The 14,986-nt window shown below is 64.8% G+C and carries 9 protein-coding genes and 1 pseudogene; 6 read left to right on the top strand and 4 right to left on the bottom strand.

The features are described from left to right. Positions 1 to 387: 387 nt before the first annotated feature. The 5 genes and pseudogenes from BANT918_RS16080 to BANT918_RS16060 all read left to right on the top strand — a co-directional run. A pseudogene (locus BANT918_RS16080) lies at positions 388 to 864 on the top strand (IS3 family transposase); the annotation flags it as partial. A gap of 219 nt (positions 865 to 1,083) precedes the next feature. Continuing rightward, positions 1,084 to 1,719: a hypothetical protein gene (locus tag BANT918_RS16075; RefSeq protein ID WP_009885258.1), complete on the top strand. Its 636-nt coding sequence runs from the start codon at positions 1,084 to 1,086 to the stop codon at positions 1,717 to 1,719. A gap of 206 nt (positions 1,720 to 1,925) precedes the next feature. Then, positions 1,926 to 5,492: a MobF family relaxase gene (gene mobF / locus BANT918_RS16070; protein ID WP_225868470.1), complete on the top strand. Its 3,567-nt coding sequence runs from the start codon at positions 1,926 to 1,928 to the stop codon at positions 5,490 to 5,492. A gap of 121 nt (positions 5,493 to 5,613) precedes the next feature. Beyond that, entirely contained in the window at positions 5,614 to 5,910 is a 297-nt protein-coding gene (locus BANT918_RS16065; RefSeq protein ID WP_009885256.1) for a DUF6504 family protein, read from the top strand. A gap of 7 nt (positions 5,911 to 5,917) precedes the next feature. Then, positions 5,918 to 9,286, top strand: coding sequence for a DNA polymerase III subunit alpha (locus tag BANT918_RS16060; RefSeq protein ID WP_009885255.1), 3,369 nt, complete (start codon positions 5,918 to 5,920; stop codon positions 9,284 to 9,286). A gap of 217 nt (positions 9,287 to 9,503) precedes the next feature. On the opposite strand, the gene BANT918_RS18175 is transcribed toward BANT918_RS16060, so the two are convergent. Together BANT918_RS18175 and lanKC are read right to left on the bottom strand one after the other, a co-directional pair. Next, positions 9,504 to 9,620, bottom strand: a complete 117-nt coding sequence (locus tag BANT918_RS18175; RefSeq protein WP_180957271.1) for a class III lanthipeptide — start codon at positions 9,618 to 9,620, stop codon at positions 9,504 to 9,506. Positions 9,621 to 9,644: 24 nt separating this feature from the next. After that, on the bottom strand, positions 9,645 to 12,248 hold the full coding sequence (gene lanKC / locus BANT918_RS16050) for a class III lanthionine synthetase LanKC (RefSeq protein ID WP_009885252.1): 2,604 nt from the start codon (positions 12,246 to 12,248) through the stop codon (positions 9,645 to 9,647). Between the two features lie 111 nt (positions 12,249 to 12,359). Here lanKC and BANT918_RS16045 point away from each other — a divergent pair, with 111 nt between their 5' ends. After that, positions 12,360 to 13,325 (top strand): AvrD family protein, encoded by a 966-nt coding sequence (locus BANT918_RS16045; protein ID WP_324761578.1) that lies wholly within the window; start codon positions 12,360 to 12,362, stop codon positions 13,323 to 13,325. Here BANT918_RS16045 and BANT918_RS16040 read toward each other — a convergent pair. Together BANT918_RS16040 and BANT918_RS16035 are read right to left on the bottom strand one after the other, a co-directional pair. Beyond that, positions 13,313 to 13,993 carry a ScbR family autoregulator-binding transcription factor gene (locus tag BANT918_RS16040; RefSeq protein ID WP_167389499.1) on the bottom strand — a complete coding sequence of 227 codons (681 nt, stop codon included), beginning with the start codon at positions 13,991 to 13,993 and terminating at the stop codon, positions 13,313 to 13,315. The two genes, BANT918_RS16045 and BANT918_RS16040, sit on opposite strands and share 13 nt — an antisense overlap. 14 nt (positions 13,994 to 14,007) lie before the next feature. Next, positions 14,008 to 14,952 (bottom strand): NAD-dependent epimerase/dehydratase family protein, encoded by a 945-nt coding sequence (locus BANT918_RS16035; RefSeq protein WP_009885249.1) that lies wholly within the window; start codon positions 14,950 to 14,952, stop codon positions 14,008 to 14,010. Positions 14,953 to 14,986: the final 34 nt, after the last annotated feature.

Genomic DNA, 14,986 nt, shown 5'->3' with positions numbered 1-14,986 from the left:
TCGGAGTGGGCGAGGTCAGGGTCGGTCAGGACTTGGTTGATCAGGGTCGACACGGCAGAATTGGGGTCAGCCATCGTGGGATGCCTTTCGTGAGGTTCTTGGCGGAACTACTAGCGGGATCCCACGATGGTTCTTCACATTTTTGGGGGTGAAGTCCCTGGTGGGAATGCCACCACTCTATGGGACTCACCCGTTCTTCCGGGCCTGTCGGGTTCCAGTGACTCGCTATCGGTTCCGGGGAACTCGTATTCCCACGCCATGGGACAGTGCTGCGGCTTGATTGGCATGGAGAGCTGGATGCTCAGGAATGGGCACGTCCGGTTCGGAGGGCGGGCCGGGGAAACTTACCAGTCGTGAGGCTGGCAGAGCGCCCCGGTCCGACCCTACTCGGAACACCACACCGATGAGGGCAAGCTGTACCTCTGTGCGACCAAGGACGTCTACTCGGGCCGGATCGTCGGCTACTCGATGAGTGCGCGGATGAAGGCCCGGTTGGCTGTTGACGCTCTCGAGATGGCGGTGGCCCGCAGGGGTGGTGATGTGGGCGGATGCACGGTACACAGCGACCGTGGCAGTCAGTTTCGATCAAGGAAATTCACTCAGAGTCTGGCTTGCCACGGCCTTGTTGGGTCGATGGGCCGGGTCGGTGCTGCTGGCGACAACGCGGCCATGGAGTCATTCTTCGCCCTGCTGCAGAAGAACGTTCTCGACCGTCGCCGGTGGGTGAGTCGGGAGCAGTTGAGAATCGCGATCGTGACGTGGATCGAGCAGACGTATCACCGTCGTCGGCGGCAAGCCCGGTTGGGTCGTTTGACACCTGTCGAGTACGAAGCAATTATTGAGTCACCTGCAGTCGCAGCGTGACACCCGAATTGTCACCTCTCCTTGCATCAGTCCCGTACCTAGATGTTCAGGCTTGTTGTCCATCGAGTCACCGCTATGTGCAGTGGTGGCTTGCGAGCGAAGCCTGTCACTCACAGGGTGTGGTTGGCCTCCTCCGGTGATGTTGCGATAGTTTCATCGCCGAACGCGCCAACGACTGGCCGTCAATTCTGGTCCCGCGTTTGGTGAGGAGAGGGACTTATGTGTCGAGCCAAGTCTGACCCGAACTACTATCGCTGTGAATGGCGTTCTCTGACGACGGGCAAGTTCCTCGACAGGCTCTCAAATGCAGCTGCGGACGTGGGCGTCGCATTCGCAGCGGGCGAGCTCGATCCCAAGAGCACCGAGGACTGGAGTGAGGTCGCAGCACGCGCACGAACATCAGTTGCAGAAGGCGTCGCAGACGTGCTCGGAGCGAGGTCCAAGGCGAGGCGTCGTCGTGAGGCTGCCGCCGGATTCCGACGCTCCGAGAGCCATCTGCTTTGCGCCGTAGCCGCGGCCATCGGCGAAGCATGTGCAACCCTCACCAGCGTTCCAGGGGACATCGCCACCGCCGTCGGCAAAGAGGTTCAGAGCGCCACAGGCAGCGCAATCGCAGGCAAACTGGCGGCAGCCGCTACACGACGGCTACTCAACGATGTCTCGGCGGCCCTCAACCCCGTGGCGAAGGTCGGGCTCCTTGCGGACCTCGCCGCTACTGGATTCTGCCCATCGCAGCAGGACGGCGGAATCCCGGGGGATCATTCGGAGGTTGTCAAGTGCGCAGCCCGAGTCGAGCGGACGATCCTCGCGGGCGTCGTTGACGACTTGTTGACCCCAGCCGGGTCAGTCACCTAAGCCGTTCGCCTCACGAGCTTCTCGCTCACAGTCCTGCCTCCGGACGCCCCCATAGACCCATTGGATCATCCGATGCTTCTGAGGTCCCCAGGCCTTTGAGAACCACTCACACGGTTGGCACCAGGGTGCGACTCGGCGCGCTGCGCGCACCTGCCCGCTGAGGCGGCCCCTTCCTGAGCCCGTCTCGGGAGGGGGCCATCGTGGTGATGACGATCCGCCCTATGTCCGCCGGCCGCGGCTACGAATACCTCCTGAAAACCGTCGCCGCCGGCGACGGCGACCGCGACCTGGGCACCCCGTTGACCCGCTACTACACCGAGTCCGGCAGCCCACCGGGGACCTGGCTCGGCACCGGCCTGGCATCCCTGGACGACGGCACCGGCACCGGAGTCGATGAGGGGTCGACCGTGACGGAGGAGCACCTGGCCCGGTTGCTCGGGCAGGGCGTGCACCCGGTCACCGGCGCGAAACTCGGCCACGCCTACCCGAGCCTGCGCCCACCGCGTGAGCGGATTGCCGACCGGGTTGCAAAGCTCGCCCCGGACATGCCGGCGGCGCAACGTGAGGTCATGATCCAGGACATCCGCGACGAAGAGGCTGCACGGAAGCCCAAGAGCGCCATTGCAGGTTTCGACCTGACGTTCTCCCCGCCGAAGTCCCTGAGCACCCTCTGGGGTGTTGCGGATGCACCGATGCAAGAGCTGCTGGCACAGGCCCATCACGCCGCGATGCGCGACACCGTCGCGATGCTGGAAGAGCGGGTGGCCTCGACCCGGGTCGGCAAGGGTGGGATCGCGCGGATGCCGATCACCGGCGTCATCGCCACCGCCTTCGACCACTACGACTCGAGAGCCGCCGACCCGCAGCTGCACACGCATCTGGTGGTCTCGAACAAGGTCCAAGGCGAGGACGGGAAGTGGAGGAGCCTGGACTCGCGGCGGCTGCACAAGGCCACCGTCGCTCTCTCGGCCAGCTACAACGCCTACCTCATCGACCACACCGCCGACCTGCTCGGCCTGACCTGGGAGCCCGTCGACCGAGGCAAGGACAGGAACACCGGCTGGGAAATCACCGGCATCCCTGCCGAGTTGATCGCGGAGTTCTCCCGACGCTCCACCGGCAGCAGTGGGGGAGTGGAGGGTATCGAGCAGGCGAAGAACCGGCTCATCCGTGACTACCGGGACGCTCACGGGCACGCGCCCAGCCCGGACACCATCGCACGATTGCGCCAGCAAGCAACCCTGGAAACTCGGCCCGAAAAAGAGCTGCATTCGCTGGCTGAGCTCACCGCAGACTGGCGGGAGCGTGCAACCCGGCTGCTGGGCACCGATGCAACCACCTGGGCGCAAGACGTGCTCACCCGCACACCCGATGCGTCCCGGTTGCGTGCCGAGGACCTCGGCGCGCAACAGGTCGAGGACCTGGCAGCGGTGGTGGTGATGACGGTCGCGGATCGGCGCTCGACCTGGACGCGGTGGAATCTGCACGCTGAAGCCATGCGTCAGCTCATGTCCACCCGCTTCACCACCCCGGCCGAGCGCACCGCAGTGCTGGATCAGATCGTGGCCGGGGCGGAAGCCCAGTCGCTGCGCCTGACACCCGAATATGACCGTGCGGTGCCGGGGCACTACGTCGACGGGAGTGGGAACCGCTTCCAGTCCAGCGACCAGGTCGCCTATTCCAGTCAGGAGATCCTCGACGCCGAACACCGCCTGCTGAAACACGCCGATGACACATCCGCGCCGCGACTGCCATCCCGGATGGTTGCCCGGCACGTCTCCCGGAAGATCCAGGGCGTGAGGCTGGCCGATGATCAGGCCGCCGCCGTGACTCGCATCGCTTGTTCGGGGCGGAGCCTGGACCTGTTGGTCGGCCCCGCCGGTGCGGGGAAGACCACCGCGCTGCGCGGGCTGCACCGTGCCTGGACTGCCCGCCATGGGCAGGGCTCCGTGATCGGTTTGGCTCCCTCGGCGGCCGCGGCGGAAGTCCTCGGGGAATCGTTGGGCGTGCAGGCCGAGAACACCGCCAAGTTCCTCTACGAGCACGAGAGAGGCCGGTGGGACTTCCAGCCCGGCCAGCTGATCCTGCTCGATGAGGCCAGTCTCGCCGGGACGCTGACCTTGGATCGGATCGCTGAACACGCGGGGCAGGCCGGGGCGAAGCTGGTGCTCGTCGGTGATCCGGCTCAGCTCAGTTCCGTAGAAACCGGCGGGGCGTTCGGGATGCTCGTGCGCCACCGTCCCGGCCCACCGACGCTGACCGACGCGCGCCGGTTCGTCCACGAGTGGGAGAAGACCGCCAGCCTCGACCTGCGCCGCGGCAAGACCGCCGTGCTCGAGGACTACGAGAACCACGGCCGGCTGGTCGACGGGAGCATCGAGCGAATGCTTGATGCCGCCTACACTGCCTGGCAGCAGGACCGCGATGAAGGCCTGGCGACGCTGATGATCGCGGGCAACGCCGAGATGGTCGCCGAGCTGAACACCCGCGCCCGCGAGGACCTCATCGCGGACGGGCGCGTCGAGCGCGACGGGATCGGGCTGCATGATGGCACCACTGCCGGGGTAGGGGACTTGGTGGTGACACGGCGCAACGACCGCCAGCTGAGTCTCGGCCGGTCCTGGGTGAAGAACGGCGACCGCTGGTCCGTCGCCCGCAGGCTCGAGAACGGGGCGCTGGCCGTGCGCCGCCTCGGCCCCGGAGACCAGCCTGCTGGGGCTGAGCTGGTCCTGCCAGCGGAGTATGTCGCCGAGGACGTCGAGCTCGGCTATGCCACCACGGTGCACCGGGCGCAGGGTGCCAGCGTGGACACCGTCCACGCCCTCGTCGATCCCGAGACCGCGTCCCGCGAGCTGTTCTACGTGGCAATGACCCGCGGCAAGCAGAACAACACCGCCTACATCATCCAGCCCGACCCCCACGAGATCGAACCCCACCTGGAGACGGCGGAACCGCTGACTCGAATCGAGCAACTGCACCGCGTGCTGGCCCGCAGTGATGCTGACCTCTCGGCCACCGAAACCCTGAAGCACGAAGTCGATCGGCACGCATCTCTGGCCACGCTGGTGCACGAGTACGACGTGCTCGCCCGGGAAGCACAGGTCGAGCGGAGCGCCGCCTATCTGGACGTCGCACCCTTCCCTGAAGCCGTTGCGGACGATGTGTTCACCAGCCCGCACTACGAACAACTTGAAGCCGCCATCACCCGCCACGAGGCAACAGGCCATTCGCCCACCCGCGTCCTGACCGCGCTGGCTCCACGCCTTCAACCGACCAGCGACGAAGCCGACCCCGCCGCACACCTGGCGTCGATGATCGATACCGCCACGGCCCAGATGACCCACGGCAGAACCTCGACGCCGGGACGAGTCGGAGGCCTCATCGCCCGCCCCGCTGAGCCCTTGGACGAGGACATGCGCACCGCATTACGCCAACGTGAAGCTCTCATCGACGCGGCGGCCGGTGCCGCTCTCGACGAGGCGGTGGACCATAAGGTCGGCTGGGCGACGCAGCTCGGAGCACCGGGGCCCAGCACCCGAGAGCGGGAGTGGTGGCGGGCCCATGCAGTGACGATCGCCTTGTATCGACAGCGCTACGACATCCAAAGCGCGGCGCCGCTCGGGTCAGACAAAGATGTGGAGTCCCCGCAGCAGGCAGACGAACGGCGAACCGCGCAGGTCGCCTACTCGCGGCTGCGGACGCAGCACTCCTCGAGCTCGCTCCCACGGCCAGAGCGCACCTCTGCGCGACGGACTTCCGAGCGTGGACTGTAGAACGGTCGCAGCAGATCAGAGGCGTGGGTCAGCCGATCACAACGGTGGTGCCCTTGGCTATGTCGGTGCATGGATCTACACTGAATCATCGAACATTTGTTCGATTTGGAGGGAGTGGGCCATGGACACGATGCACCGCGAGGAAGTCGCGACCGTCTGGACGACCTCCTCTGGCGCCCCGGAGCGGTTCATCTGGCACCGTCGCCGTTTCATTGTCTGCGCCCGCCCCATCCCGTGGATGTCCCGGGTCCGCTGGTGGAAGGACAACACGGACCTCGTGGGCACGAAGAACGCCCTCATGGTCGAGCGGCCGATGTGGCAGGTGCAAGCCAAGGCGCTCGATGACGGTGAGATGCTCATCTTCGACCTCGCGGTTGGTGCAGGGCCGCAATGGTCGATCCGGGTCGTCTCCGACTAGAGCGTCCGTGCCCTCCTTCACCCATCTCCATGTTGCCTCGGCGTTCACCGCTCACCACGGCACCGCCCACCCCGAGACTCTCGTCGCTGCAGCTGTCGTCGCCGGCGCTGATGCGGCAGCGATCACCGATCATGACGGCATCTTCGGGGCGATCCGCCACGTCCGCGCGTGCCTCGCCGCCGGGATCGACCCGATCGTCGGCGCGAACCTCCAAACCCGCGACGATAACGGTCAGCTCTCTACGGTCACGGTGCTCGCGCACGGCCACAACCATGGTGCCGGATGGGCCGGCCTGGTCCGGCTCATCTCGGCCGCCCACTCGCCGCGTCGCCGCCAGCACACCCTCCACGGCACCGCCCACCGCAGCGCCTGGATCACCCCCGACCAAGCACCCGCATTCCTGAGCGGCGAAACCGGTCCCGTCGCCACGGTGCTCCTCGGCCCCGGCTCCGATGTCGGCCGCGCCGTCCTCAACGGCGACCGCCCGCGTGCCCGGGCCCTGCTCGAGGCGTGGGAGCGGAGGCTGCCCGGCGGTATCGCCGTGGAGATCGTCTGCCACCACACTCGCCCCGGTACGGCGGCGAGCCTGCAGCAAGCCGCCGACATGCTCCAACTGGCCCGTGTCCAGGGGGTGCCGGTGGTGCTCACCAACGTGGTCCGATTTCTCCGCCCGGACGACGCGATCACCGGCGATGTCCTCGACTCAGCCGCGTTCCTCCTGCCCCTTGGCGCGTTCGAACCTCACTCTGCTCAGGCGTGGTTGAAGCCGGCCTCGGTCATGCACGATCTGGCGTACCGCATCTGCGATTACGCGGGGCTGCGCCGCGATGACGCCATCGATCTGCTTGCTCACACCGAGCGGGTCGCCGACTGGTGTCGTCTCGGCCCGGAGACGGATCTGCGATGGCGACACCCGAAAGTGCCTGAGCTGGAGGCGATCGGACTCGCGGGGGCTGATCCGGTGCGGGTGCTGCGGCAGCGCTGCGAGGCCGCGATCACCGACAGGTACCCGCACGCGTACGGCACCGGCTTGCGCCGGGTGCGGGACCGGCTCAGTGATGAGCTCGCCACCATCGGCGGGTTCGGGTTCGAGAGTTACTTCCTCACCGTCGCCGATGTCGTCGACCTCATCCGAGACATGGGGGTCCGGGTACAGGCGCGCGGGTCCGGCGCCGGCAGTCTCGTCAACCACTTGCTGCGCATCTCCGCCGTCGACCCGATCGAACACAGCCTGCTCTCCGAGAGGTTCCTCGGCAACGCCCGTTCCACGCTGCCGGATATCGATATCGACGTCGAGTCCGCGCGCCGCCACGACATCTATCGGGCCGTGTTCGACCGGTACGGCCACCACCGGGTGACGCTGCTGTCGATGCAGTCGACGTACCGTGCCCGCGGAGCTGTTCGCGACGCCGGCGCCGCCCTCGGTCTCGACCTCGCACAGATCGACCGGATCGCGAAGAACATCTGGCGCTTTAACCCGGCGGACTTCCGACAAGCACTGGAGACGAAACCAGAGCTGCGGGATGTCGCCGCCCAGGTGAAGACTGATGCGCAGCTCGATCTGCTCGTCGACCTCACTGCGCGTCTCGATCGGCTCCCGCGGCACATCTCGATGCACCCCTGTGGAGTGATCCTCGGCGACAGCGACCTCCTCTCGCTGACCGCGACCCAGCCGTCCGGGATGGGGCTGCCCATGTCGCAGTTCGACAAGGACGACATCGACGACGCCGGACTCCTCAAACTCGATATCCTCGGCGTCCGGATGCAATCGTCCATCGCTCACACCCTCACCGAGATCGCTCGCGTCAACGGAGCGACCGCCGCGGTCGAAGGCAGGCTGCCCGTCGATGCTCCGTATGTTGCCGCCGATGGTCGAGTCGACCTCGAGCAGATCCCGCACGACGACGAGCCCACGTTCGAGCTCATCAGGTCCACGCACACGCTCGGGTGCTTCCAGATCGAATCACCCGGGCAGCGGGAACTCCTCGGCAAGATGCAGCCCGATCAATATGAGGACCTCGTCGCCGATATCTCCTTGTTCCGGCCTGGCCCAATTCAGGCGAACATGGTCGCTCCGTTCATTAACGCCAAACTCGGCTACGCCCCGATCATCTACCTGCACCCCAGGTTCCGGCCGTTTCTCGCCGAGACGTACGGGGTGCTGATCTACCACGAACAGCTGATGCGGGTTCTCGCTGACTGCATGGACATCAGTCTCGCCGAAGCTGACGAGATCCGCCGTGCTCTCGCCACCGACTCCGCCGCCATCGAAGCTCGCTTCCGCGCCCGGACCGCAGGCCGCGTCGATGAGAGGGGGCGGCGGTTGTTTCGGGATCGCGAGATCGACCGCATCTGGACCAACGTGGCCGCGTTCGGATCGTTCGGGTTCTGCAAAGCACACGGGGCCAGCTTTGCGCTGCCGACCTACCAGAGCGCCTGGTTGAAGCAGCACTATCCGGTCGAGTTCCTCACCGGCATCCTCGAACACGACCCGGGCATGTACCCGCGCCGGCTCCTCGTCGCAGAGGCCCGTCGCCTCGGGATCACGCTGCTGCCAATTGACATCAACGCATCCTCCGACCAATACCGGGTGGAACAGGTCTCGCCCGGGATCAAGGCGATCCGGTTCTCCTTCCGAGACATCTCCGGCATCACCGATGTCGAGCTCACCCGAATCCTGGACGGCCAGCCGTACACCTCCATCACAGACCTCTATGAACGTGCCCGCCCGTCGCGGCCACTGATGATGCGCCTGGCCCGCATCGGCGCGTTCGACAGCCTCACCCGCGACGAACACGGGCAAGCCCACCGCGGCGGCATCATCGCTTACGTCCGCCAACTCACGGCCCGCACCCATAAGAAGGCCGTAATGCCGCAGCCGAATCAGGTTCCGCTCTTCGGTGACGAGGTGCTCGTGGACGCGGCCGTTCCCGACCCGAGCGCTGAGGAGCGCATCGCCACTGACCTCGAGGTGCTCTCCACCGAAGTCGATGGCCACGTGATGGACCTGTACCGGCCGATGCTCGAGGGCCTCGGCCTCACCCACGCATCCGAGCTGCTGGGCCTTCGCTCAGGGACGGAGGTGCTCGTCGCTGGAGTCCGAGTCGCCACTCAGACACCTCCCATGCGCAGCGGGAGGCGAACGGTGTTCATCAGCCTCGACGATGGCACCGGATGCATCGACGTAACGTTCTTCCAAGAAGCCCAACAGGAGGCGGCCTCGGGCCTCTTCACTGCGCGCATGATGACAATTCGAGGTCGCACCCGACGCACAGGGGAACGAGGAATATCCATCCAAGCCGAGGAGGCATTTGATCTCATGAAACTTTGGAGAGATTGGAACCAATCGCGATCTCGCCCCGAGATGCAAGAGTAAATTCTTACGACCCCAAGGTGTGCCGAGTCATCCGCCTACTCGGTGTCTAGGTGCCGGATCATCTTGCCGTCGGTCGCGGGCAGCGCCAGGCTGTTCACGTCGACGGCCTGCCGGAGGGCCTCGTAGCCGTCCCGGGTAGCCTCCACGCCACCCCGCGAGTGTGGCGATGCCCTCTCGAACTATTGAACGGGAGGGCATCGCCACGCCTTGTGCTTACTCAGCCGCAATTGAGGAAGCTAATCGTGCTTTCAGTGCAGCTGAAGAGACTCGACGTCGAGATCGGATGTGCGGCCATGGCATGATCCTTCAGCTCCAACTTCTGGAGTTCGAGCACATTGTTCACCTTTCTCACCTCCTCTCATTCCGTTCGCTGTGGTTGATGGCCTGGAACTGCGGTGATCAAGGTTTCACCGCACAGCACTGGGAGCCAGCTGAGACGACGAGTTCCGATGTCATTGAGGACGCAGATCAACCCGCTGGCCCCGGTCGCGAGGTCGCACGACCGGCGGAGCATGAAGTCGCCGGGAGTCGCTATGCCGCTCTTGTCGTCGATAAGGTAGAGATCGAGCTCGTCGGCGAGGATTGACGTCAGATTCTCATCGCTGTTCGTCGCGCCAGTTGCCTCCAGCCAATTGGTAGCCCACTGCAGCCCCACGAATCCGCGGAAGAGCCCGAAGTTGGCGCAGGGCCGAGTTGTAGAGGCGTGCATGATGCCTGCGACCTCGTCAGCCCAGCGTTGATCGAACGCATCCGGTTCCAGCGCTGCCATCGGCAGGAGCAGTCCGGCGCTGCCCAAGGAGAGATATGACATCAGCCGCCCGTCGGGCGCTCTGATCAAGCGCGTCTCGTGATGGGCGTCTAGTCGGTCGAGTTCCTTGTCGAGGAACGACTCCGCTGCCTCTCGATGCTTCGTTGACCCGGTTTTACGTGACAGGCAGGAGAGGAACAGCGATGGGCCAGCCCACCCGTAGAACAGTCCTGTGGGAGTCACGTCAGTCTCGTCAAGTCGAAGCGCATCCTCTTCGGTTCCCTTCGCCATGATGAGGTCCGCCGTCTGGCAAGCGGCTTCGAGGTACGCCTCGGACGAGAAGTGCTCGGAAGCGCCGAGGAGACCGAGGCCGATTCCGGACAGCCCGGAGTCCAGATCGATGCCCAGCGATTGCGAGTCGCCGTGGCGCAGGCTGTCGAAAACCACCTTGGCCCGCTCCTCGTCGCCGACTTCGGCTAGAACGCATGCAATCCCCGCTCGACCGGCAAGCAGGCCAGGCGCTGTGTCCAGCAGATCCTCGACCGCCAAGTGCTCTGCCCATTGCTGGGGAAGGCGGGAGGAGAGCCCGCTGCGCCACAGGGCCATCGCGATGCCCGCACCGCCGTAGGCCACGCTGAGGTCCCCGCCGGCCCGCGTCCACTGCCTGACATCTCCGGGCGCAAGGCGCGTCGTCGTCGGATCGCAGTGGTCGATGACCATTCCTCCGAGCTGGTCTAGGAGGCTTGCCTGACGATCAGCATTCTGGGCGTCTCGGTTCCAGGCTCGGGGTTCGGTCTCCGGAAGATCCGTGATCGAGTAGCCCTCGTGCAGTGCGGCGTCGATCACCTGCTGCAAGCAGTCGTCGGCTGTTGCACCGAGATTTGCGCGTATCCAAGCGCGCATCGCCGGCAGTTTCTCGGGGGCCATGAATTCCATGGTGGCCATGGGCAGCAGCGCCATTCGGATCACGCGCAGCAGCCCGACCCAGTCCCTGTGCCCTAACGGGTCATCGAACCTGGCGAAATACCCCGGAGTGGCGAGGGCTTTCGAGCCCGGGCTGGAAGGGTTGCCGGCCGCCTCCAGGTCAATGAAGCACACGCGAGTCTCACTCTCGTCTTCGCGGATGATGATGTTTGTCGGCTGGACATCACCGAGAGCGACGCCGCGGGAGTGGATTGAGGTGAGACCCGCGACCGCATCTGCCACGATCTCCGTGATCGATTCGACGTAGTCACAGGGGTCCAGAGACCGCTGGAACGGGTAGTTCTCAGCAATGTACCTGCCCATGTGTGTGCCCTCGACGTGCGACATCACGAGGAATCGGTGCTCCCACTCCACGAAATCGTCGATGTTCCGCGGCACGTATGCGCAGGCTCCGAGCCGGTGAAACATGCGAGCCTCGTGCCCGATTCTGTCGAATGCGTCGACGAGGGTGCCGTCCAGACCCGCCCGTGGTCGGCCCTCCTTTAGCACCACGGATTCATCGGTCCTCTGGTCGCGGCCCGAGTACACGCCACCACCGTTACTGAAGTGCAGTGCCGATTCGATGCCATAGTTGATCAATCGCCCAGAGCCTTCTTCCTGGTCGCGGAATTGCTCCTCCTCGCGGACTTTGGCGGGGACGTTCACCCAGTCGGGGACGCTGTACCCGGGAACTCTCTGGTCCTCGACCATCTGGCCGGACTCGTCGGCGATGCCGAGAAGGGTCTTCCCTTCGTGTTCGAACTCCTGCCTGACGAATGCACCGTATCGGTAATAGACGTTCGAGTCTCTCCAACGACGGTCGGTGAGTATGTACGGACCGGGTCTGAAGTTCCTTGTGGACGCCTCGAGCAAATCGAGGTAAGCAACAAACTGGTTGTCGTCCGCCGGGTACACCGTGATGAGTTTGCCGGACCCCGCTCGGTTTCCGTACTTCGAATTCGACCGCACGTAGCGTTGCCGTGTGCGGCAAACCTTGAAGGGGGTTTCCTTGTCGAACAGGACGTCCGCGACCTGCTTGATGCAGGCAGCCGCGTCGTCCACGGTCGCCGTGACATGGATCTTCCAGCCCTGCCTCGGGCCCTCATGCCCGGCCGGCGCGAAGGCCAGCCAGTCGGACGACGCTCGCGACACCCAACCTGGCGGCATCGGCACGCCGAATGCATCGTCGGGTTCGGGCAGGGGTGCATAGAACTGCGGATCCCCAAGATGGAGGTAGTAGCTCTGGTCCATTGCCCTCCTATAACCTGCGCCATTGCATGGAAGCCCTCACTGCTCGAGCCACCGAGAGGTTCAGCTAGACTAACATGGGCACCTTAGTTAATCTAGAGATTGCGGCTTCGCGTGACCTGGCCAGCACCCGCTGGCGCTGCGAATCCGCAGAGGGGAGGAGTCGTGAGCCGTGCTTCGTTCGACGACATCCTTGGTGACCCAACCAAGCGGTACCTGTCGCATCGGTACAGACTGGTCACCCACACGATCCTCGCCGGCTCTTCAGCTGTCGACAGCCTGGCTGCCTCAGAGCGCCGCAATGTGATCGGCTCGGTGGCCTATCCAGACAACTGGTCGGAAAAACCTGGTGGCTCGATGCCTCCGCATCTCTCGTCGCTGGACGGTTTGACGCTCGGCGCCATGCTCACGTGTCTCCGTTCCCGGGCGGGCGCGCCTACTGATGATCCGGCCGGCCCGCCGGTCCTGACCGCGATCCGGATCAGGGCGGGAGCGTTGCCGGAGACCGACCTCGAAGCCGTTCCGGTCAAGTGGAATGAAGCCATCGGCTCCGGCAAGCGGCTCACCAACATGCGATTCGGACGTATGTCGGTGAGCACCGGTGTCGAGGCCGCTTCTGCGCTTCCTTCGCTGACTGACGCGGCCGTCGAGAGGATCGGCGTTCAGCGATGGTCCAATCCGTCGTGCAGCGAGGCGCGAGCAACAGAGATCAAATCGGAAATCGTCGGCCTCGACCCTGCGCAGGGCACGCTCACCTCTGAGCACAAGGCGGCCGAATCGAGCAACGAGCTCGCACTCGGGTATGACGACTTTCTTCGCCTCTCCGCCCAGGCGGCCCAGATCCTCATCTACTCATTCGACGGGGTCGATCGGGACGTGTCAACTAACGTTTGGATGAGGAGCGCCGACTTCGCGCTCAATCCCTTGGCCGAATTTCACGACGGACCCGCGCGCATGCGGTCGCGCATCGCCGGTTCCAGGTCGCTCGCCCGCGGCGACACGAGGTTCCGAACGTTCGACATGGAGTTCGAGCTCGACGGCCTCTTCGCCTGTACCGCATCACTCGCCTACTCCGCCTGAGCGAATCCGCCGAACATCGAGTCGAGCTCCGCTTTGTACCGCTCCCGGTGTGCCTCGGCGATAGCAGCGTTGATGAATACTCTCCACATGGTGCTGATGTAGTCGGTCATGTCAGCTCTCTGAGTCATCGCCTGGGACATGCGGTTCCCGCCGGTGAAATGGCTAACTAGCGAAGCACTTAGCCTGTCGACCGGGATGTCCGAGTTCAGCATGCCGTCCCGGTCGAGTTTGCCTAAAAGCTGACCGACGCCATCGACCCAGGTCGCGTACGAGCGCGCGCTGGCTTCCCGCAGTGAGCCTTGGCCGAGGGCGAGATTGATGCCCGCGCGCACGACGGAGTCCGTACGCAGTTGCTCACAGATCATCTTGGAGATCGCCATTAAACGGATGAGCGGATCGGCATGGTCGGCGATCGCCGGGTCCACGCCGGCGTAGATGCGATTGTGCTGCTCCTGGATGATCGCTAGAGCGATCTGTTCCTTGCTCTTGAAGTGGAAGTACATTGACCCCTGGGACACGCCAGAGGCCTCCTTGATATCCTCGAGACTCGCCGCCGAGTACTCCTGCTCCTCGAAGACTGCGGACGCTCCTTCGATGATCTGCGACTGCGTCTTGCGCCCGCGGTCCTGGCTCGCCGTGCGGCGTGTCGTCTGTCGTGCCTTCACCATTCGATCTCCTCTTGTCAGTTCGTGATGCCGAGCCACCGGCGATACCATGCGATGTCATTGGCGGAGAGAATCTGTGCCGGCCGCGACGTCTCCGGGAACTCCGTCCACAATCTCGAACAGTCGAGTACTGACTCTTCCAGTGCCAGGGCGACCGCGCGCCGCGGGACACCAATCTTGTCGGCTGCAATCAGGACTTCGTCGACGGAGACTCGACGTGGGGCCTCGCGAAACTCTCCTGTGCCTGTGAGAACCTGTTCTACCAGGTCACCCATCGACACCGGAACCGCAGTTCCGACGTTGTAGATCTGGTGCCGAGCAGACCCCGCGGCGACAATGCCGACGACGCTTGCCAGGCTAGACCGCCCGATTACCGAGGCGTGTGCCCCGCTCGCGACGCCTTGAGCACCGCATGCCCTAATCAGAGCGCTGAGCCGACTGAGGACCCAAGTGTCGCCGGCTCCGAGAACGAATTGCGGGCGCAGTGCGATGCCGCCGGCATCGATGACGATCCGCTCTGCCTCCAGGCGGAACTGGCTCAGCATTGAACGAGGAACAGGTGGCGTTGACTCATCGACCCCCGGCGCGAAGGCCGTTCCATAGACGCCAGCCGTACTGATGTGGACTATGCGCCTGATCGAGTGCTCAGCGGCTTGCTCGCACAGCGTGCGCGTGCCCGATATGTTCGTCGTTCGCTGGAGCTCCTCGTCCTCGCCCGTGTAACTGACGGCGTGAACGAGGACATCGCTGTCCGTGAGGAGCCGGTCGAGCGCCCGAAGGTCGGCGACGCCGTCCTGCGCGACGATCTCTTCGACCCCAGGGCTTGCCTTGCTACTGTGCCTGCGCAGTGCTCGAACCCGATGTCCCACTCGGACGAGTTCGTCAACAACGGCGCTGCCGATGAAGCCCGTCGATCCCGCAACCGCAACCGTCATCGGAACCTGACCGATTGTTGCGTTCATGATCGTTGCCCTCCTGGACCGTTTCTGGCTGTCA

The organism is Brevibacterium antiquum CNRZ 918, from assembly GCF_900169145.1.
GTDB lineage: Bacteria > Actinomycetota > Actinomycetes > Actinomycetales > Brevibacteriaceae > Brevibacterium > Brevibacterium koreense.
Note: the sequence above shows the minus strand (reverse complement) of the source record. Positions and strands in the feature narration are given on the sequence as shown.